Here is a 21,304-nt window from a genome sequence, read left to right on the forward strand (position 1 = left end):
CTTCCTCACTTTTTCGCCAACATCTTCTCAAACAAATCTACTACTGTCTTCAAAACTGTCAAACGTGCGTAATATTTATTGTTGCCTTTAACAATAGTCCAAGGCGCGTAGGAAGTATCCGTACGTACCAGCATTTCATTAATAGCAGTTTCATAAGCATCCCATTTTTCACGGTTACGCCAATCTTCGTCCGTAATCTTCCACTGCTTCATGGGGTCGTTCTGGCGGGCTGCAAAGCGGCGCATCTGCTCCTCTTTATCAATCTGCAGCCAGAACTTAGCAATAGCAAAGCCATGTTCCGCCCACTGGGCTTCCATTTCTTTGATTTCATCATAAGCACGCTGCCATTCGTAATCCTTGGCAAAGCCTTCGATACGCTCCACCATTACGCGTCCGTACCAGGAACGGTCGAAGATGGCAGTGCCACCGGGAGCAGGCAGGTTCATCCAAAAGCGCCACAAATAGTGGAACTGGCGCTCCACCACATTGGGGGCAGCCACAGGATGCACGGCAAAGCCCAAGGGATCCAGTGCTGCAGTCAAACGGCGGATAGCGCCGCCCTTACCGGCAGCATCCCAGCCTTCAAAAGCAATAACTGTAGGTATGCGCGCTTTGAACATATCAATCTGCAGCTGGCGCAAACGCTTTTGGTATTTGTCCAATTTCTCCTTATACTCTTCCTTGGACATCTCCATGGAAGCATCAATCTTGCTCAACACATCATACTGTGCTGCAGGACGGATGGACGGCACACTGACGGGTGCAGGCGCATTAACGGCATGTTCCACGCTTTCCACAATGGAAGTAATGATTTCAATTTCCGCACTACGGCGGTCGTCGGCAGCAATAAGATGCCATGGTGCGTTGGCTTTATCCGTAGCCTCCAGCATCTTTTCATAAACATCAAGATATTCATCGTAATGACCGCTTTCGTCTAAAGCAGGGCTCACATCACGCCAAGCCTTGCCCAAAGTCTTAGCGTTTTTCGCCACATTCTCCTCTTGCTGCTTTTCGGACAAATGCAGGAAATATTTCAAGATGATATAGCCGTCATCCGTAAGCATTTTTTCGAACTTGTTAATGCGGTCGTAGGAGACATGACGGGAGCATTCATACTGCACATCATCCTCATCACGGGAATGGGCAAGCTTGCTGTAGTACCAGCTGCGGTGGTAAACAGCAATATGCCCCAAAGCAGGCAGATGCTTCCAGTAGAAGGTAAAGAAAGGCTGTTTCTTTTCTTCGTCCGTCAGCAAGACAGTGGAATAAACATTAAAACCACGGGCATCCATTTCCTGCATCATGGTGTTGATGATGGCACTGCGGCGGGCGCCACGCCAACCTTCAAACACGATGATGATAGGCTTTTTCGCATCCCTAGCCATACGCTGTGCCTGTCCCAGACGCACCCCTAATGTATCCATCACCTTATTGTAGTCGTCTTTGGAAATCTTCCGTTTTAAATCGAGTCTCTCCAGCATACTCCGTTCATCTCCTCAAAAGCTCATTGGCTCTTATTTTATTTCTCCATCATAGGGATCCAAAGCTCTGGGCTTTGCCAAAACTTGGGACATAATGAATCCTTGTACCAAAGCAGCGTGTTTCAGCTTGACTTTAGAGCTACCTGTAGCAGCTGCTGTGGGGTGCAGTCTGGATGCTGCTACCTGACGGTTGAACTCCGCCTCGTTATAGCTGTAATCACCATAGGGATCCTTATACACACGCCCTTTATCGTGCTGCAAGCCTTCGTTATCGTAATGAATACGCCCTTTAGTATCATGGTGCTTTTCGTCATCGCGGTGGACGCGGTCACGGGCAACATCATAGGTTTGGGTATCGCGGCGCACCTTATCGCGGGCAGCGTCATAGGTTTCCACATCGCGGCGCACCTTATCTCGCCCACTGTCGTAGGTTTCCCTATCCGTGTAGACACGGTCCCGAGCGCGCTTGGTTTCGCTTGCTTCCGTTGTTTTTTGCAAACGGCGGTCAAACTCCGCAGCCCAATCCTCTTCCTTAGACTGCTTAGGCGGCTCTTGAGGCTCCATTTCCACAGGCTCCTCTTCCTCCGGCAGGTCTTCAGGCATGGGTTCACGCCTCCGTCGCTGCCCCTTACCTAAAATCGTCTGCAAAATACCGCGAAAGAGCAAAAAGATGACGATTAAGGGAAATACGTGTTCCATAAACCAAAACATAAGCAACCCTCTTTATTTACCGCCGGACTTATCTGCTCCTTCAGCATTTTCCGGACTTACTTCGGCAATGGTTTGGCGCATTTGAGTATCAGCCTGGATATTATTCAAACGGTAGTAGTCCATAACGCCCAAACGACCACTTTCCAAAGCTGCAGCCATAGCAGCAGGCACTTTCGCCTGTGCTTCCACAACCTTAGCCTGCATTTCCTGGGTATAAGCCTTCATTTCCTGCTCTTTCGCTACAGCCATAGCACGACGTTCTTCCGCACGGGCTTGAGCAATGCGTTTATCCGCTTCCGCTTGGTCGGTCATCAAGGCAGCACCAATGTTACGGCCTACGTCTACATCCGCAATATCAATGGACAGGATTTCAAAAGCAGTGCCTGCATCCAAGCCTTTGTCCAAAACAGTTTTAGAAATAAAATCAGGGTTTTCCAATACCTTGCTGTGGTCATCGCTGGAACCAACGTTAGTAACGATACCTTCGCCGACGCGGGCAATAATAGTAGCCTCACCTGCACCGCCTACCAAACGGTCAATGTTAGCGCGAACGGTTACGCGCGCCTTTACCTTCAGCTCGATACCATCTTTAGCCACAGCGCTGACAACGGGGGTTTCAATAACTTCCGGGTTAACGCTCATCTGTACTGCTTCCAGCACATTACGGCCTGCAAGGTCGATGGCGCAGCCACGTTCGAAGCTTAAATCGATTTCTGCGCGATGGGCAGCAATCAACGCATCAATAACGCGGTCCACGTTGCCCCCTGCCAAATAGTGTGCTTCCAATTGGTTAACGTTTAAGTCCAAGCCTGCTTTGTTCGCCTTGATCAACGGCAGAACGATTTGGGACGCAGGCACACGGCGCAGACGCATACCAATCAGGTTCAAAATACCCACATTGACACCGGAAGCCATGGCGCTAATCCACAAGCCCAAGGGTACGAAATTTAAAAATACGGCAATGCCCACTACAACTAGAATGAACATCATACCGCTGCCAAAAATGGCGCTGATTAATAAATCCATTGAATAAACCTCCTAAAAACTTTATATTACCATTATAGCATAAAAGCATCTGCAAATAAAATAACCGCATCAGATTTCTCTGATGCGGTTATCATAATTATTTGAGCAATTCACGAACTATAGCGTTAATGCGTTTGCCATCCGCACGGCCTTTGGTTTTGGCCATAACGGCCGGCATTACCTTACCCATATCCTTAGGACTGGTAGCACCGACAGCGGCAATTACTTCAGCTACGATGGCTTTCAGTTCGTCATCACCAAGAGCTTCGGGAAGATATTTTTTCAGGATATCAATCTCTTCCTTAGCTTGGGCAACCAACTCGTCACGACCTGCCTTTTGGAATTCTTCCAAAGAGTCTTGACGCATTTTTACCTCTTTCATCAAGACAGCCAGAACCTCATCATCGCTGAGTTCCCTTTTGTCATTGATTTCAACGTTTTTAATATTAGCACGCACCATGCGGATAACGGAAAGGCGTAATTTGCCTGCTTCCCTATCCTTCATAGCCTGCTTCATATCAGCAGTTAATTGGTCCTTTATAGACATATCGTCCACCTCCAATTATCTGGTTTTACGTTTACGGGCTGCTTCGGATTTTTTCTTACGTGCTACGCTAGGCTTTTCATAGTGCTCGCGTTTGCGTACCTCAGAAAGAATGCCTGCCTTTTGGGTTGCTCTTTTAAATCTGCGCAGTGCGCTGTCTAAAGTTTCATTCTTGCCAACTTTAATTTCTGCCATCTGATCTCCCTCCCTCCACACACTTAGGGAAGTGTATATACATAGTACGTTCTTCGGTGTTACCACCTAAAAACACTTACTGAACTATTATACAGGAAAAGGCAAATATTGTCAAGAAATTTACCGTTATTTAGCAGGGAGGCCAGCCTAATTCTTTACCGCCAATTACATGGATATGCAGATGTTTAACGGTTTGGCCGCCATCATCACCGGTGTTGATTACCACACGGAAACCCTTCTCTGCAATACCGGTTTTCTCAGCAATAAGCTTTACCTTGCCCAACATATAAGCCACCAATTCCGGATCGGCGGTAGTGATGTTAGGAGTGTGCTCCTTGGGGAGCAGCAGCACATGCACCGGTGCAGCAGGAGCTACATCGTTGATGGCGATCATCTTATCATCTTCATAAACTCTGGCAGACGGGATATCTCCTTTAATGATTTTGCAAAAAATACAATCTTCAGCCATTGGGTGTCCCTCCTCTCGTTACTGTTTATCCTACTATTATTCTATACAAAATTAGTAAGTCCTGCTAAAAATGCAGAATATCTTCCTATAAATTACAGCAATTCACCGGTCAGCCAATCATCAACAATACCGGTAATTTTTACCTTGCGGATTTCTCCTGCCAGCTCTTCCGTACCTGCTACCACCGTACGCAGATACGGTCCGCACAAACCTTCCATGTGCTCTGCATCCACAGGCTGCTCAAACAGCACTTCTACAGTTTTGCCCACCATAGCTTGTAAAGTACGCTGATGCAGCTTTTCATCTACCTCTGCCAAACGTGCCGCACGCTCAGACTTCACTGCCTCCGTCACCTGCTCCGGCATGGACGCAGCAGGGGTACCCTTACGCTTGGAGTAGGGGAAGATGTGCATTTTAGCAAAACCGCAACGCTCGGCAAAAGCCATGGTTTCCGCAAAGTCCGCTTCCGTTTCCCCGGGGAAGCCCACGATAACGTCCGTAGTAATGGCAACATCCGGCACTTGGGCTCTGATCTCGTCCAGCAATTGGGCAAATTTTGCTGTGTCGTAGGGACGGTGCATAGCCTTTAAAATTTTGTCGCAGCCGCTTTGCAAAGGCAGATGCAGATGCTTGCACAATCTGGGCTCCGTTGCCAAAAGCTGCAGCAGACGGGGTTCCGCCTCTACGGATTCCAAAGAGCCTAAGCGCAAACGCTGCACCCCGGGCACAGAAAGAGCTGCCTGCACCGCATCGTAAAGGGAAACATCCTTGCCCTCTTTACGCAGCTCCTTACCATAGCAGCCCAAATGAATACCGATGAGGACTACCTCCTTGTAGCCTGCAGCCACCAGTTTGGCAACCTCTTCCTTGATACCTTCCAAGCTGCGACTGCGCAAGGGACCACGGGCAAAAGGAATAATGCAATAGGTACAGTATTGGTTGCAACCCTCTTGAATCTTCAGGAAGGCGCGGGTTTTATCCGTCTCCGTACCTACGCCGATTTCTTCAAACTTGGTGTCCACCGTCATCTGCTGGACGTTGTCCAAAATCTCCGTCTGCTTATGCGCCAAAGCCTGCTCCACCAGTTCCACAATGCGCCCACGCTCTTGGTTGCCGATGATGACATCAACGCCCGCAATAGCACGCACTTCTTCCGGCGCAGTTTGGGGATAGCAGCCTGTAACTACTACCAGTGACAAGGGACTGCGGCGTACCGCCCTATTGATAATCTGGCGGGAGCGGCGTTGTCCGGTGTTGGTCACTACGCAGGTGTTAATCAGATAAATATCCGCTTGACTGTCGAAAGGCACTACCTCATAGCCTGCAGCACGGAAGATACCTTCCATGCTGGCAGTATCTGCTTGGTTAACCTTGCAGCCAAGGGTATAAAAAGCGATTTTCTTCATCTATGGTCAGTCTCCTAAATCTCCTGTTTCGTAAAAAATAGCGCTGATGGCTACTAAGCCTGCAGTTTCCGCACGCAGAATGCGGCGACCTAAGCTTACGGGCACTGCCCCTGCACTGCGCGCTAATTCCAGCTCCTGCTCGCTGATACCGCCCTCAGGTCCGATAATGAGCAGTAAGTCCGTAATCCCCCCTGCCGCTTCCGCTGCACGCAGAGCGGACTTCAAGCTCAAGCGGTCCTCACATTCATAAGCAATAATCTTCGTGGTGCAAGGATTGTTCGCCAATGCTTCCTTTAAACTCTGCACAGATTGCACTTGGGGAATAATATCGCGTTTGCTTTGCTTAGCTGCGCTTTCGGCAATTTTTTGCCAGCGCTCCACCTTTTTATCAGCTTTAGCACCATCAAGACGCACTACGGAATGCTCCATAGCAACGGGTACTACGCTGTAGGCGCCCATCTCCACTGCCTTTTGGATGATGAACTCCATTTTTTCGCCTTTCGCCAAGCCTTGGGCGAGAATCAGGCGCACACGTGGTTCGTGGCTCTCCGCCAATTTTTCCAAGCAGCGCACGTCTACACCATCACCGTCAATAGCGGCGATTTCCGCCACAGCGCTAACGCCGTCGTCACTGACGATTTGCAGCTTGTCCCCAGGCTGCATGCGCAGCACCTTGCTAATATGGCGCGCATCCACGCCTTCGATACGCATGGACTCGTTATAAAGTTGAGGTACAAAAAAACGATGCATTTATTTCACCTTGCTCATCTGCATAACTACCCAGCCGCCACGGTGGTCGATAGCGTCCACCTTGAGGCCTTGCTTAGCAGCTTCTGCTTCAATATCCGGTACACGTTCTTCAATAATACCGCTGGCGAGGAAGATACCATCGTCGTTCAATTTCACAGGAATATCCTTCAGCAGCATAATAATAATATCAGCAATAATATTAGCAATGATTACATCAGCAGTGCCATCGGTACCGTGGAGCAGATCACCTTGACGTACTTCGATCTTGTCGCTGAGCTTGTTATGCTCTACGTTCTCTTTAGCAACGCGTACTGCTACACCATCAATATCCACTGCTTTGACATCCTTCGCACCGCACAAAGCTGCAGCAATGGCCAGAATGCCGCTGCCGGTGCCTACATCGAAAACAGTAGCGTCCGCAGGCATTACCTTCTCCAAACGCTCCATCATCATATTAGTGGTGTGGTGCGTGCCCGTGCCGAAAGCCATACCGGGATCGATTTCAATAACGTGTTCGCCTTCTTTGGCAGTGTAATCTTCCCAGCTAGGTTTAATAACAAGGGACTTGCCCACATGGGTTACATGGAAATATTGCTTCCATTCGTTGGCCCAATCCTGCTCGGATACCTTGCGGAAACGGGTATTGCCAAAGCGGTATTTACCGATGCGTTCTTCCACCGCTTCCAGCTCTGCATCAATACGTGCCAAACGTCCCTGCAGTTCCTCATCATCTGCATAGTAACCGCTAACAGTTACTACTTCTGTATTCTCCTGCTCGGGAATGTCGCACAGCTCCCAAGTACCGCTGTTGCGCAGATCGTTGATCAGCTGGGGATCCTCAATGGCAACGCCCTTGGAGCCTGCCTCCGTTAAAATCTCTGCCACAGCCTCCACTGCTTCATGAGTAACAGCCACATTAACCTCTAACCAATTGCTCATATCTATAACTCCTTCCGTGAAATACTAAAACCTATCATATTATTATACACTAGAATGCTATGGATTGTATAGAAAAACTCTAATAAAATGGAGTCCATTCCGTTTTCCTCCCAACTTTCGCATGAAAACGGAGTCTATTCCGTTTTCCTCCCAACTTTCGCATGAAAACGGAGTCCATTCCGTTTTATCTCTCCCCCTTGACGCCATTACGCAAAAACTTTATACTAATATGATAGCAGGTAATCTTTACTACCTGCTCTAGTATGTTTTGTTTTACAAAAGGAAGTAATGAGCACATTATTCACTGCTTCCGAAATAAGGGAAAAAAGGAAGTGTTCCAATGTTAACTCTGGACAAAATCTATCACGCGTCCTTCGTTTTGAAAAGCGTAGCGCGTAAAACAGACCTCATTGCCGCACCCCACCTTTGCGAAGGACTGGACCTGTATTTAAAGACAGAGAACCTGCAGGTTACCGGTAGTTTCAAAGTGCGCGGCGCCTATTACAAAATCAGCCAACTGACTAAAGAAGAAGCGGCAAAAGGCGTTATCGCCTGCAGCGCCGGCAACCATGCCCAAGGCGTTGCTTTGGCAGCCACCAGCATGGGCATTAAGAGCGTTATCTGCATGCCTGACGGTGCACCTATTATGAAGGTAGAAAATACTAAACGCTTAGGCGCCCAAGTAGAGCTTGTTCCCGGTGCTTATGACGAAGCCCATGACCGTGCAGTACAGCTGCAGGAAGAAACAGGCATGACCTTCATCCACCCCTACGATGATGAACTGGTTATTGCAGGTCAAGGCAGCATCGGCTTGGAAATTTTGGACCAACTGCCTGATGTGGAAGCAGTTATCGTCCCCATCGGCGGCGGTGGTTTGATTTCCGGTGTAGCCTTCGCTATTAAAAGCCTGCGTCCCGATGTTAAAATCTACGGCGTACAGGCAGCAGGTGCAGCCAGCATGTACAACGCTTTCCGCGATCATAAATACGAAACCTTGGACAAGGTCAACACCTTTGCCGACGGTATAGCTGTAAAAACCCCCGGTGAAACTACCTATGAAATCATCAGCCAATACGTTGATGATATCGTAACTGTCAGCGAAGACGAAATTGCTACTGCCATCCTCACCCTGATGGAAAAGCAAAAGCTTATTTCCGAAGGTGCAGGCGCAACTCCGGTAGCAGCAGCACTCTTTGACAAGCTGCCTATTCAAGGTAAGAAGACCGTGTGTCTTGTTTCCGGCGGCAATATCGACGTAAACATTCTCTCCCGCGTTATTACCCGCGGTCAAATCACTACCGGCCGCAAGGTAGACTTGGTAATCGCCCTGGACGACCGTCCCGGCCAACTGCGCCAAGTAAGCGAAATCGTCAGCCACTGCGGTGCCAACGTTGTAGGCGTACAGCACACCCGTAGCGATGTGAACATGCCCATTACCGGTTGCTACCTGACTTTAGAGCTGGAGACCCGCGACCAAGCCCAAATCGACGAAATCAAAACTAAACTGCGTGCTGCAGGCTTCAACCTGCTCAACGACAAAACAGTTCAATACTAAAAAAATTTAAGGCTGTGACAGTAGTCATTACTATCATATCCCCAGACGAATCATTAGCGATTTTAGCTTATATAGATAACCCCCTGTCATCTCGCTACGCATCGATGACATCCCCCTAAAAAAGGGGGAACGAGGCACTTTAGTATTTTTTTCTTTAGGCTACTTAGAATATCTAGTAACCATTCGATAGTAAAGCCAAAGTGTCTTGGCTACCCTACTAGGGGAGCTGGCAACCATACCGCAGTGGTATGGTTGCCTGAGGGGTTAAAAATAAGCGTAAAAATCGCGAGTGAGGCGGGGATATGATAAATGACAATACATGTCACAGCTTTTTTGTTTTTATAAATACTACATAGATATGCAAAGAAGGCTGAGCGTTATGCTCAGCCTTCTCTTATATTAGTTATGAAATTACTGCTTATTTTACAGCTTCTGCGCAACGTTTGCACAGAGTAGGATGTTCGGCATCAGTGCCAACTTCGTCGCTGTAGATCCAGCAACGTTCGCACTTATGACCGGAAGCAGCGTTCACAGTTACCTTCAAGTCTTCGCGACCGGTAGCTTCTGCACCTGCAGCAGCACCCTCTACAACCTTAGCTTGGGAAACGATCAGCAGAGTTGCCAAATCGCTTTCTACAGAGCGCAGGATATCCAGTGCTTCGCCTTCAGCGTACAATTCTACGCTAGCATCCAGGGAGTGACCAATCTTCTTGTCGCGACGAGCCAGCTCCAGCACTTTAGTGATTTCGCTACGAATTTCAATAAAGTTATCCCATTTGGTTTCCAGTACTTCGTCAATATATTCTTCCTTAACTGCAGGCCAAGGCAGCATTTGTACGGATTCAGGAGCATTAGCAGGTTTCTTCATGAACTGCCATACTTCTTCCATAGTGAAGCTCAGTACCGGAGACAGCATAACCATCAGATCCATCAGGATTTCGTGCATAGCAGTTTGAGCGCTACGACGTTCCTTGCTGTCTGCTTTGTAAGCATACAGGCGATCCTTGATAATATCCAGATAGTAGCTGGACATTTCCACGGTGCAGAAATTGTGGATTGCATGGTACAGTACATGGAAGTCATAAGCTTCATAAGCAGCGGTAACTTCCTTCTTCAGCAATTGCAGATGCATCAATGCCCATTGATCCAGTTCCATCATTTCGTTGAAGGGAACTGCATCGGTTTCGTAATTGAAATCATTGGTATTGCCTAAAATGTAACGGATGGTGTTACGGATTTTGCGGTATACTTCTGCCAATTGTTTCAAGATTTTGGGGGAGATACGGATATCTGCCTTGTAATCACTGGAAGCAACCCACAGACGGATGATATCAGCACCGTATTGTTTGATTACATCTTGAGGAACAACTACGTTGCCTACGGATTTGGACATCTTACGGCCTTCGCCGTCAACAACATAACCGTGGGTCAGAACTTGTTTATAAGGAGCTTTGCCGGTTACAGCAACGCTAGTCAGCAGGGAAGATTGGAACCAGCCGCGATGTTGGTCGCTGCCTTCCAGGTACATATCAACAGGCCAGCCCAGTTCCGGACGTTTGTTGGCAACTGCCATGTGGGAGGAACCGCTGTCGAACCATACGTCCATAATATCGGATTCTTTATGGAAGTGGTTGTGACCGCATTTGGGGCAGACAGTGCCTGCAGGCAGCAGTTCTTCTGCAGAGTGAGCCCACCATGCATTACTGCCTTCTTTTTCGAACCAGTTGGCAACGGATTCGATGGTAGCTTCGTTGATCAGATGCTCGCCGCAATGGTCGCAGTAGAATACGGGGATGGGTACGCCCCATACGCGCTGACGGCTGATGCACCAGTCATGACGGTCGCTAACCATGTTATGGATACGTTGCTCGCCCCAGGAAGGAATCCATTTTACATCGTTAGCAATAGCTTTCAATGCGTCATCACGGAAACCATCAACGGAAGCAAACCATTGGCTGGTTGCACGGAAAATGATGGGGTTTTTGCAGCGCCAGCAGTGTGCATATTGGTGCTTGATATTTTCTTTGCCCAGCAGCATGTTCAAGCTTGCCAGATATTTCAGGATGGGGATATTAGCGTCGAATACAAAGAGGCCTTTGAACTGTTCGCCTGCTTCTTCGGTCAGTTTACCTTGGGAATCAACAGGGCACAGGATGGGCAGCTTGTATTTCAGACCGGTTTCAAAGTCGACATCGCCATGACCGGGAGCAGTGTGTACGCAACCGGTACCAGCTTCCAAGGTTACGTAGTCAGCCAGTACTACTAAGGAACGACGATGGTTATATTCGGGGAAGGGGTGCTCGCATTCTGCATATTCCATATCCTTGCCCATGGTGGTGCCCAGGATGTTGGAAAGGTCTTTATGGCATTTTTGACCTACTGTTTCCAGCAAATCTTTAGCCATGAAGAGCACTTCGCCTTCACATTCAACCCAAGCGTATTCCAGATTAGGATTCAGGCAGACTGCAACGTTAGCAGGCATGGTCCACGGGGTGGTGGTCCAAATTACCATGTAAGCTTTTTTGCCTTTAGCAGCTTCCGGAGTTTGGCCATTGTCTTTTACCAAAGGCATTTTTACGAAGATGGTCGGAGTCTTTTGCTCGCCATATTCAATTTCTGCTTCAGCCAGAGCGGTTTCGCAATGGGGGCACCAGTAAACGGTTTTCTTACCTTTATAGATATAGCCTTTGTTAGCCATAGTGCCGAATACGCGGATTTGTTCTGCTTCAAAGCTGTGATGCAGGGTTACATAGGGATGATCCCAATCGCCCAGTACACCCAGACGTTTGAAGTCTTCACGTTGTACGTCAATCCACTTCAAAGCGAAATCATGGCATTTGTTGCGCAGAGTCAGAACATCCAACTCTTTGCGGTTCAAGCCCAATTCTTTAATGCAAGCATGCTCGATAGGCATACCGTGAGTATCCCAACCGGGAACATAAGGAGTGCCAAAACCTTGAGCATATTTATATTTCATGATGATATCTTTCAGAATTTTGTTCAGCGCGTGACCCATGTGGATTTTGCCGTTGGCATAGGGAGGGCCGTCATGCAATACAAATTTAGGAGCACCTGCACGCAGAGCTTCTTTTTTATTGTAGATATCATTTTCCTGCCAGAATTTCAAAAAGTCAGGTTCGCGTTGCGGCAAGCCTGCGCGCATGGGGAACTCTGTTTCGGGCAGATTCAGTGTTTTACCATAATCCATTACTCATAACCTCCAAAAATACATCAAACTTATTAACGCATAGCATTAAAAAAGCTCCGTCCCAACAAGGGACGAAGCTAAAATTTACATAGATACTCCGTGGTACCACCCTCATGACGGGATATTTCCCGACACTCGTGTGCGCTTTATCGGGCGCTCCCGTACGAGGCTACTGCTTTCGCCCCGTCCACTCCGAAGTGATTTTCACCTGCACTGCTACCGACCGGGCTTCCACCCTCCCCGATTCGCTTAACCCGCACCACAAGTTACTCTCTTCATCACGGTGTTCCAATATTCAAAACAACATACATTATATATTATGGCACTGGATTAGTCAAGCAAAGGCAGGATTTTTCTTACTTCTTTTCGTATTTGAAGTTGAAAACGCCAAAGCCTTCGCTATGATTCAAATGGCTCACATCGTTCAAACGGAAAATAGTATGCTCATGCCATTTGTTGATGCCCAGCACCGTAACGCTGGCAGGAGCAATATCAACAGAGTAGTTGAACTTTACCACCTGCTCCATATCCATCCCCAGCCATTTGAAGATAATATTTTGAATAGTACCCTTATGCGCCACAACAAGCAGGTTTTCCTTCTCCACGTCGGCAGCAGCCCACAAACCGCCTGCGTTACGCTCGTAAAACTCCCTGCGGGTCTCACCGCCGGGATAATTGCGATGATCCAGTTCCTGCTCCGTAGCAGGCTTGCAGAAGAATTCCTTGGCTGCTTCTTCCGTCATGCCCGCTGCTACGCCGTTATTCTTCTCCCGCAGGAACGGACAATATTCGATGTCTCCACGAAAATCAAGGGCGGTCGAAATAATCTCTGCAGACTCCGCCGCGCGCTTCAGATCGCTAGCAAGAATACGCAGTTTTTCCTTGCGTCCGTCAAAATCAAGAGCCAATTTTACGGCTGCAGCCCGTAGCTGCGCCCTGCCCTTGTCGGTCAGGGTGGAATCAGTCCAACCGCCGGTCAAATGCTGGGTGTGGTGGGTCGCTTCACCATGTCGCACCAAAATAATCATCCTGCATCCTCCGTCTTACTCTTCCTGATTCTGTTTCGCAAAATTTTTCACCAGCTCTAGCTGTGTTTCCAACAAATGCTGCATGTTTTTGCAGTGTAGCAAAGATTTCTTCATTTGGTTGTTATAGTTCTGCTCCGCTACGGAAGCACGGGATTCAGCCTCAAAAATAATCTTACGGCTGCGTTCCTCCGCATCCCCAACCAATTGGCGGTACTTGGTATTCGCCTCCAGCACCAGCTTGCCTGCTTCACTGCGGGCGTTGTCCAAAAGCTGGCTTGCCTCTGCCGCTGCAGAATTAGCACGTTTTTTGCAAGTATCTTCTGTATTCAAACGCAGTTTATCCGCGTCAACTTCGGCAGCATGGCGCAGCTTCTCTGCATAGGCTTTTGCTTCCTCGCGCAGTTTATTGCACTCTGCCATAGTAGCCTGCAGCATATTGTCGGTTTTCGCCTTGGTCTGGTTGTACAGGTCTTCCGCATGAGCCATGGTTTCTTCGTGAAGCTTTTGGGCAGCAGCTTTGGCTTCCGCCAACTGCTTGTCGCACTTCACTTGGGTTTCCTGCTCCAGCAAAGCAGCCTTCTTTTCGCTGGCAGCCTTTACTTCATCAGCAGTTTCCTGTGCTACCGTCAAAGTGCTCTGCATAGTCGCTTCCATTTGTTGGTAGTATTCCAGCTTAGAGCTTACTCTTTCAATGGTTTCCTTCTGTTCCAGGTTATCCAGATACAGATATTGGTATTCCTTAATCAGCTCCGCCATGAACTTGTCCACTTCTTCAGTTTCGTAACCGCGGAAGCCTTTAGAAAAACTCTTCTTCTTCAAATCATCAGGAGTCAGCATCTTTTTCCTCCCTATATATATCTTTTTAAGGTCACGCTGATGCGTCCCTTTTTCGTAGTACCACGAATCTCCGCCACTTCCACACGACCACGGCCGCGGAAAGAGAGGACATCGCCTTCGTTAACAGCTTGGGCAGGCTTCTTGGCCTCCTGCCAATTAACCTTCACATTCAGACTTTTAATCTCGTCCGCCATTCTGCTTCTGGATACGCCATAGCCTGCAGCAGCAACGGCATCTAGGCGCAAATCAGCAACAGTAGCGTTGATGACCTTCACCTTTTCTTCCTTCTGCAGCAAGTCTTCTTTGGCAATTTCCGTCAAGGTAACGGGAGCAGCGCCAATCTGGGTCAGATTACCGGTAAGATAATTAACCAGCGCCTTCTCCACTACAAACTGCGCCCCTTCAGGCACAAAGACAATATCGCCCAAGGCTTCACGTTTGCAGCCTGCGCCCATAAAAGCGCCCAACACATCGCGGTGGGATAAATCGTAATAACGCTTATCCCAAGCTGCCAAAAAGTATGCCATGCCAAAATCAGGCTGACCGTAAAAATCTTCTGCCACATAAGCAGCCTTCACCCGTTCCGCATTGGCAAAACCACCGTCAGTCACCAGTTTGACATTGTCAAAGTTAGCGGCAATGATTTCCGCCACATTGCAGGCGTGGGGGTCGAGGAACTCGCTGACGCGGAACTTACGGCTTTTATTAGCGCCTTCTGCCAAGTCCAGCAGTTTAGCTGCCAACTGTTCGTCACCGCCTGCTTTAAAATATCGTAAAATTTTCTCTCTATCTGCCATAGGCTTTACCCCTGTAATTCTTTGCTACGTGCCAGCACTGCCTGTACCGCATCATAAAAAGCACCACGCACTCCATGGTTTTCCAACGCATGAATACCGGCGATAGTAGTACCGCCGGGACTGGTAACTTGGTCGCGCAGTTGGGCAGGATGCAGACCGCTTTCAATGCACAGCTTGCCGCTGCCTGCCATAGTCTGAGCAGCCAGTTTAATAGCCAAAGCGCGGGGCAAACCTGCACGGACACCCGCATCAGCCAGTGCATCAATAATCACAAAGCAGTAACCGGGACCACAACCGCTGATAGCAGTAATAGCTTCAATAGCTTTTTCGTCTACAAATTCTGTTTCACCACAGCTATTGAAAATTGCTGCAGCGTCACTCTTCATAGTTTCCGTAATATTTTCATCACAGCAGATTGCTGTCATGCCTGCACCGCAAGCCAAGGGAGTGTTAGGCATAGTGCGGATTACGGGGAAATTGGGCGCATACTTGTGCAGTTGCTCGATAGAAACGCTGCCCATAATGCTCAACACCCAAGCAGATTTTTTCATGGAAGCGATTAGCTCCGCAGTTAAAGCCACAGGTGCAACTTGAGGCTTCACAGCGAAAATTACCAAATCTGCATCAGCTACAGCAACGCAGTTATCAGTCATAGCGTGCACCCCATAGTTCGCGTTTAAATAATCGCAACGCTTTTGGGTACGGTTGCCCACGTAAATAGCGTCCGCAGGTAGTAGTCCGCCTCCGATAATTCCTTTAATAATAGCCTCCGCCATAGCGCCACCGCCAACGAAAGCAATTTTTTGCACAGCCAGCTTTACTTCTTCCACGGCTGTTCGCCTCCTTCATCGTACAGTTCTTCACCTGCGTCGATGTCAACGTTCTTAGGAGCGCAGATCAAGATGTTGCGACCTAACTTTTTCATACTGCCACCCAAGGCATAAATAGTACCGCTAACAAAATCCGTCATACGTTTTGCTACAATGTTGTCAGTATTTTGGAAATTGACTACCACAGGCTGACTGCCACGGAGATAATCAGCAACCTTTTGGGAATCGTCGAAGCTTACGGGCTCTAACACCACTACGCTGACCAATTTGTTGGCTACAGGCAGGCTCAAAGTGCGCTTGCCCATAATATTATCTTGTGGTTTAGGCACTTCCGCTCCCGGCTTTTTAAAACTGAAAACAGGTTTTTTTGTCTTATCGGCCGCTTCTGCATCAGTTTTAGGCATATCCGTACGGTTGGGGGTTACACCCTTGTTACGGAACATAGAAGGACGGGCAGCAGTCTCTTTTGCCGGCAGAGGCTTCTTCAGCTCCAATTCCTCATCCATTTCTTCTTCGTCATACAAGCTCAATGCGTCCATAATCTTGTCAATAAGTTTCATACATCCACCACATTTCTATAATTTAGTATTGATAACTATAATCCCTTGCACCAAAAAGAGCGGTACCAACGCGTACAATATTAGCGCCTTCTTCTACCGCAATCATATAGTCATTGCTCATACCCATAGAGAGCACATCCACTTCCGGTCGCACAGCTTTGAGACGTACAAAAGCGCGATAGCCTGCCGCGAATACAGGACGTGTTTCTTCCACATTATCACATTTTTGCGCAATAACCATCAACCCACGCAAGCGCACATTTTTATATTGCTCCAGCTTGGGCAGCAGAGCCAAGTAGTCCTCTCGGTCCAAACCGCTTTTTTGCTCCTCGTGGGCAATATTTAACTGCAGCAAAATATCCTGCACTTTGCCAATACGGGCAGCTTCCTTATCCACTGTAGCCAGCAAATGCTCGCTGTCGATGGATTCAATCAAATCAAACAATGCCACTGCCTGGCGTGCCTTGTTGCTTTGCAAATGGCCAATCAAATGCCATGTTCCTTGCTTGCCTAAATCTTCCTGCTTATGCTTAGCCTCCTGCACTCTGTTCTCACCTACGTTGGGCACGCCCAAAGCTTGGATATCCGTAATCACTTGTGGCGGATGATTCTTCGTTACTGCCACTAGCGTTACAGTGTCGCCTGTAAGCATAGCTTTATCCTTACGCAGTGCAACAGCATTGGCAATATGCTCACGCACTACTTTTAAATTATCAGCTAACATATACTTCACCACTTTCAGTAAAATATAATCTATCACTTTATTTTAGCACAAAAAAGCGTCCCTTGTCTATGCAAAGGGAACTTTATCTTAGAAGATTACTACAACTCTTTTCATATCTAAAAGACCATCCTCATCGAGCAAGCGACAGGGATGGCCTTTCTTTTTCTATCTATTATATTTTAGGGATTACTCTGCAACAACGCCAACTTCTTCATGAGCGTGTTCAATGCTGTATTTACGAGCGTTAACTCTTTCAAAATATTCAAAGTAACGTTTGGTTTCAGCCACAACTACGCCGCTCAGGCCAACCAAAGCAATCAAGTTAGGAATTGCCATCAGGCCGTTTACGATATCAGCGATAACCCAAATGGTTTCCAATTTCAGGAATACGCCTGCGCCAACCAGACCGATGTAAACCAGACGGTAGGGCATAATGCCTTTAACACCGAAGAGGTATTCGATGCAGCGTTCGCCGTAGTAGCACCAGCCAATGATAGTGCTGAAAGCGAAGAGTACCAAACCACCGGTCAGCAGATATTTAGCAATGCTGGGGAAAGCGCTAGCGAAAGCAGCCTCGGTCATAGCAGCACCGTTAACATCGCCACACCACACGCCGGAAACAATCAAGGTCAAACCGGTCATGGTGCAGATGATGATGGTATCAATAAAAGTACCGGTCATGGAAATCAAGCCTTGTTCTGCAGGCCATTTGGTTTTAGCAGCAGCTGCAACGATGGGAGCGGAACCCAAGCCTGCTTCGTTGGAGTAAATACCGCGGGCAATACCGCTGCGCATAGCCAACATTACGGATGCGCCCAAGAAACCGCCGCTAGCAGCAGTGGTATTGAAAGCGCTGTCGATAACCAGTTTAATAGCTGCAGGCAGAACATCTGCATACATAACCAGAATGCTGATAGCACTGATTACATACAGGGCAGCCATGAAAGGAACGATTTTGCTGGCAACCTTAGCAATGGATTGCAGGCCGCCGATGGTGATTACAGCAACCAGTACAGTGAGTACTGCTGCAGTATAGTATACAGGAACGTCGAAGGATACATTAACGATGGAAGTAATAGCGTTTACTTGAGTGAAGGTACCGCTGCCCAGAGCCGCAGTCATAGCACCGAAGATAGCGAACATTACTGCCAAGGGTTTGTAGCTTTTGCCCAAGCCTTGTTCAATGTAGTACATGGGACCGCCGGAAGCATTGCCGTTAGCATCCATGGTACGGTATTTTACAGCAAGTACACCTTCAGCATATTTGGTAGCCATACCGAAGAAAGCGGCAATCCACATCCAGAACAGTGCACCGGGACCACCCAGTTTAACTGCGGTAGCAACACCAACGATGTTGCCGGTACCTACGGTAGCAGCCAAAGCAGTGCACAGAGCTTGGAAGCTGCTTACGTCACCGCTGCCGTTGTTGCGGGCGGAGAAGATCAAGGACAACGCTTTAGGCAGCTTGACAACTTGCAGCAAACCCAAGCGGATGGTGAGCATAATGCCCGTACCAATCAAAAGAATCATTAGGGGCGGGCCCCAGACGAAACTGTTAAAAGCATTCAAAAATTCTAGCATGTGTAAATCCCCCTCAAAAAATAATTTAACACTAGTTGTGTCTTTTCCATCAGAACACGTTCATTATTGTAACACATGCTCATGGCAAACACAATACTTCCAAGCAATTGTATACACGTATACGGATATACTTTTCTGTATTATGCTACACTATTTAAGAGAATTGTGTGAAGAATTTCTTGACGTAAATCATCTGCAACTTCTATAAATTACGTTTCTTACCCTATATTTCATTATAAAACAAAAGCGTATGCAGACCCAAAATCCACATACGCCTTTTTAAATGCATTATTTACTTTTAACGCCAAATAAGTTCAATCGGTAAATTGGAGGCACCGGGCGGAGACCAGATAAAAGTGTACTCCCCTTTTGACAGCTTGCCCAGCTCCACTGCTTCCTCAATATTCGCACCTAAATACAAAGCATTTTCGGGAATAGCCACCAAATGACGTCCTTCCTTGCTTACCAGCACCCCATAGCCGGCGAACTCGCCGCCAATGGGGTTCACAATAAAGCTTACAGGCTTTTTGCCTTTCACCTTAAAGTCTACGTAATAAATAACGCCGTAATTACCATAGTTCTCCGCTGGTTTTCCCGTAGTAGCATCCACACCTTGGGCATAGCCTTCTTCAGCGCCAGCCAGCTTCAGCTTTTGCGGACCGCCTTTCACGCTCACTGCCTTCTTTACCTTGTAGTGCCAATCGCTGTTAGCGAAAGTACCGCGCAAGGGATGTTCGTCCATAGGTTGAATCGGTGCAGCTTCATTATAAAACTCCAGATTGCTGGCTTTTTCGCCCATCAGCACAGTTACTTGGGCAGGACGCGTTAGTTCAAAGTCCACAGTGCCTGTCAGCAGCATATTTTGCGGTACAACAACGCCTTTGCCACTTAAAAGTTCTACTTGTTCTCCAAAGCCCAGCTTTCCCTGCTGTGTCTTTTGGGCATCAGCAAAGTATAACTGCTGCGCTTCCTTGCCTGCTTCCATATAGTTGTAGGACAAATTTCCTACGCCGCTACGGGTAATCTTATAGGCAGCAGGGCGCAACTGGTCTTCATTTTTAACCAACACTGCCAATTTTTTATCCTGCTCCACCGCGTTCACATGATGGAAGAACAAGCGCAGCTTGCCCTTCACCGTATCACGATAGAGCACGCCCGTCTTATAAACCATTTCCGGGCTATCAGAAAAAAGCAACGTAGGTCCATCTGCCGTAAACTCTGCATCCACTTCCTTAGCAGGATAATCTTCGGGAATAGTCACAGGTGTTTGGGCAGAAGCACTGCCGCCCAAGGCACAAGCTATGCCCAAGGCAGCAAGCAATTTCATAAAAAACATTCAAGGTCACCTTATTTTTTTAAGCTATTTTGATAATCAGCCATAAATTGTGCCAAGCCCTTATCAGTCAAAGGATGCTTAATCATCTGTTCCAAAACCTTGGTAGGAATGGTAGCGATCTGGCAACCGGTGAGCATAACCTTGTCCACGTGTTCCAAATTGCGGATGCTGGCAGCAATAACTTCGGTTTCAATGCCGTAAAGTTTGAATGCTTTCACAATATTTGCTACCAATTGTACGCCATCTTCACCAATATCATCTAAACGACCGATGAAGGGGCTTACATAGGTTGCACCTGCACGAGCAGCCATCAAAGCCTGGGACATGCTGAACACTAAGGTTACATTGGTCTTAATGCCTTCTGCAGCCAAAATCTTTACTGCTTTCAAACCTTCAGGAATGCAGGGAATCTTGATAACGATATTCTTAGCAATTTTAACTAGCTTGCGTGCTTCCTCTACCATGCCTGCACATTCAGTGCTGATAACTTCGGCACTAACAGGGCCCTCCACTAAAGCAGCAATTTCCGGAATAACCTCCGCCTGGGTACGACCGCTTTTAGCAATCAGGCTAGGGTTGGTGGTTACGCCATAAACAACGCCCCAATCTACAAAGCGGGCAATTTCTTCCACATTAGCAGTATCCATGAAAATTTTCATCACAAAAACCTCTTTCCGATTATGATTTACCCTTTATCTTAGGGCAATACGACAACCTTTTCTCCATTAGTGTAAGCAGGGATGCTCATGGTCATCATCTTGCTCCACACCAACAGCTTGTCCCCTGCCTTGATTTCGCCATAAGCAGCACAAGCTTCCGGAGTAACAGTTACAATAATATCGTGGTTGGCGCTAAGCACTTTCACAAAGCCATCGCCTTGCTCCACTTGATCCGCCACCATAAACTTGGGCAGATATTCTTCCTGCGCACCCAAAACCAGTGCATAGCCTTGTGCTTGGGGAGGCAGGCTGCGAGTCATACGTGCAGAATGGTAGGCAACTACTTTTTGCCCTGCCTGCAACGCCAAGGGCAGGCGCAATTTACCGCTAGCACCGTCCACAATATAGGTAGAACGGTCGTAAAGCACTTCCACGCTGTTGCCGTCTTCCGCTTTCACCAGAACACGGTCGCCCTCCACTTGGGCAATAGTGCCGCATAACACTTGCATTTGGGGAGCACGCACCACATCAGGCTTCACCAAGAGCCCGCTGCGGGACACCGCTTCGCCGCGATGTACGTGGGCAAGACCTGCTGCATTAGCAACGCCCATCAGGCACATACAGGTCATAAACATTGCTATTTTTTGATAAAGCTTCATGAGTACCTC

Annotated in this window: 21 protein-coding genes; 1 reads left to right on the forward strand and 20 read right to left on the reverse strand. The window is 47.9% G+C overall.

What is annotated here, in order from left to right; translation table 11 throughout:
* Positions 1-5: 5 nt before the first annotated feature.
* The 9 genes from pap to prmA all read right to left on the reverse strand — a co-directional run bounded on the left by pap (position 6) and on the right by prmA (position 7,521).
* Positions 6-1,481 carry a polyphosphate:AMP phosphotransferase gene (gene pap / locus ACJMM4_RS08405; RefSeq protein ID WP_405383987.1) on the reverse strand — a complete coding sequence of 492 codons (1,476 nt, stop codon included), beginning with the start codon at positions 1,479-1,481 and terminating at the stop codon, positions 6-8.
* 33 nt (positions 1,482-1,514) lie between these two features.
* Positions 1,515-2,192, reverse strand: coding sequence for a hypothetical protein (locus ACJMM4_RS08410; protein WP_405383989.1), 678 nt, complete (start codon positions 2,190-2,192; stop codon positions 1,515-1,517).
* Between the two features lie 12 nt (positions 2,193-2,204).
* Positions 2,205-3,218 (reverse strand): flotillin-like protein FloA, encoded by a 1,014-nt coding sequence (floA, locus tag ACJMM4_RS08415; RefSeq protein WP_405383991.1) that lies wholly within the window; start codon positions 3,216-3,218, stop codon positions 2,205-2,207.
* Positions 3,219-3,315: 97 nt separating this feature from the next.
* A complete protein-coding gene (locus tag ACJMM4_RS08420; RefSeq protein WP_405378754.1) occupies positions 3,316-3,765 on the reverse strand; it encodes a GatB/YqeY domain-containing protein in 450 nt (149 codons plus the stop codon).
* 15 nt (positions 3,766-3,780) lie between these two features.
* On the reverse strand, positions 3,781-3,957 hold the full coding sequence (gene rpsU / locus ACJMM4_RS08425) for a 30S ribosomal protein S21 (RefSeq protein WP_021720854.1): 177 nt from the start codon (positions 3,955-3,957) through the stop codon (positions 3,781-3,783).
* Between the two features lie 130 nt (positions 3,958-4,087).
* The gene (locus ACJMM4_RS08430) at positions 4,088-4,426 is read right to left on the reverse strand and encodes a histidine triad nucleotide-binding protein (protein ID WP_405378751.1); all 339 of its coding nucleotides are present in this window, start codon (positions 4,424-4,426) and stop codon (positions 4,088-4,090) included.
* 92 nt (positions 4,427-4,518) lie between these two features.
* Entirely contained in the window at positions 4,519-5,832 is a 1,314-nt protein-coding gene (mtaB, locus tag ACJMM4_RS08435; protein WP_405383992.1) for a tRNA (N(6)-L-threonylcarbamoyladenosine(37)-C(2))-methylthiotransferase MtaB, read from the reverse strand.
* 6 nt (positions 5,833-5,838) lie between these two features.
* A complete protein-coding gene (locus tag ACJMM4_RS08440; protein WP_405383994.1) occupies positions 5,839-6,582 on the reverse strand; it encodes a 16S rRNA (uracil(1498)-N(3))-methyltransferase in 744 nt (247 codons plus the stop codon).
* Positions 6,583-7,521 (reverse strand): 50S ribosomal protein L11 methyltransferase, encoded by a 939-nt coding sequence (gene prmA, locus ACJMM4_RS08445; RefSeq protein WP_405383996.1) that lies wholly within the window; start codon positions 7,519-7,521, stop codon positions 6,583-6,585.
* Between the two features lie 340 nt (positions 7,522-7,861).
* On the opposite strand from prmA, the gene ilvA reads away from it, so the two are divergent.
* The gene (gene ilvA / locus ACJMM4_RS08450; RefSeq protein WP_405383998.1) at positions 7,862-9,076 is read left to right on the forward strand and encodes a threonine ammonia-lyase; all 1,215 of its coding nucleotides are present in this window, start codon (positions 7,862-7,864) and stop codon (positions 9,074-9,076) included.
* Positions 9,077-9,494: 418 nt separating this feature from the next.
* On the opposite strand, the gene ileS is transcribed toward ilvA, so the two are convergent.
* The 11 genes from ileS to ACJMM4_RS08505 all read right to left on the reverse strand — a co-directional run bounded on the left by ileS (position 9,495) and on the right by ACJMM4_RS08505 (position 21,295).
* Positions 9,495-12,284 carry an isoleucine--tRNA ligase gene (gene ileS / locus ACJMM4_RS08455; RefSeq protein ID WP_405384001.1) on the reverse strand — a complete coding sequence of 930 codons (2,790 nt, stop codon included), beginning with the start codon at positions 12,282-12,284 and terminating at the stop codon, positions 9,495-9,497.
* Between the two features lie 356 nt (positions 12,285-12,640).
* Positions 12,641-13,312 carry a histidine phosphatase family protein gene (locus ACJMM4_RS08460; protein WP_405384003.1) on the reverse strand — a complete coding sequence of 224 codons (672 nt, stop codon included), beginning with the start codon at positions 13,310-13,312 and terminating at the stop codon, positions 12,641-12,643.
* A 15-nt stretch (positions 13,313-13,327) separates the two neighbouring features.
* The gene (locus ACJMM4_RS08465) at positions 13,328-14,149 is read right to left on the reverse strand and encodes a DivIVA domain-containing protein (RefSeq protein ID WP_405378735.1); all 822 of its coding nucleotides are present in this window, start codon (positions 14,147-14,149) and stop codon (positions 13,328-13,330) included.
* A gap of 11 nt (positions 14,150-14,160) precedes the next feature.
* Positions 14,161-14,946: an RNA-binding protein gene (locus ACJMM4_RS08470; protein WP_405378733.1), complete on the reverse strand. Its 786-nt coding sequence runs from the start codon at positions 14,944-14,946 to the stop codon at positions 14,161-14,163.
* Between the two features lie 5 nt (positions 14,947-14,951).
* The gene (gene proC / locus ACJMM4_RS08475; RefSeq protein WP_405378731.1) at positions 14,952-15,776 is read right to left on the reverse strand and encodes a pyrroline-5-carboxylate reductase; all 825 of its coding nucleotides are present in this window, start codon (positions 15,774-15,776) and stop codon (positions 14,952-14,954) included.
* Entirely contained in the window at positions 15,764-16,336 is a 573-nt protein-coding gene (locus tag ACJMM4_RS08480) for a cell division protein SepF (protein WP_405378729.1), read from the reverse strand. The genes proC and ACJMM4_RS08480 overlap by 13 nt, the downstream gene beginning before the upstream one ends.
* Before the next feature lie 22 nt (positions 16,337-16,358).
* The gene (locus ACJMM4_RS08485; RefSeq protein WP_405378727.1) at positions 16,359-17,060 is read right to left on the reverse strand and encodes a YggS family pyridoxal phosphate-dependent enzyme; all 702 of its coding nucleotides are present in this window, start codon (positions 17,058-17,060) and stop codon (positions 16,359-16,361) included.
* A gap of 186 nt (positions 17,061-17,246) precedes the next feature.
* Complete coding sequence (locus tag ACJMM4_RS08490; protein ID WP_405384005.1) at positions 17,247-18,641, reverse strand: alanine/glycine:cation symporter family protein; 1,395 nt, start codon at positions 18,639-18,641, stop codon at positions 17,247-17,249.
* Between the two features lie 298 nt (positions 18,642-18,939).
* Entirely contained in the window at positions 18,940-19,977 is a 1,038-nt protein-coding gene (locus tag ACJMM4_RS08495; protein ID WP_405378723.1) for a copper amine oxidase, read from the reverse strand.
* Between the two features lie 11 nt (positions 19,978-19,988).
* A complete protein-coding gene (gene fsa, locus ACJMM4_RS08500; RefSeq protein ID WP_405378721.1) occupies positions 19,989-20,636 on the reverse strand; it encodes a fructose-6-phosphate aldolase in 648 nt (215 codons plus the stop codon).
* 38 nt (positions 20,637-20,674) lie between these two features.
* Positions 20,675-21,295, reverse strand: coding sequence for a hypothetical protein (locus tag ACJMM4_RS08505; protein ID WP_405384007.1), 621 nt, complete (start codon positions 21,293-21,295; stop codon positions 20,675-20,677).
* Positions 21,296-21,304 lie beyond the last annotated feature (9 nt).

Source organism: Phascolarctobacterium sp., from assembly GCF_045124115.1.
Lineage (GTDB): Bacteria > Bacillota > Negativicutes > Acidaminococcales > Acidaminococcaceae > Phascolarctobacterium_A.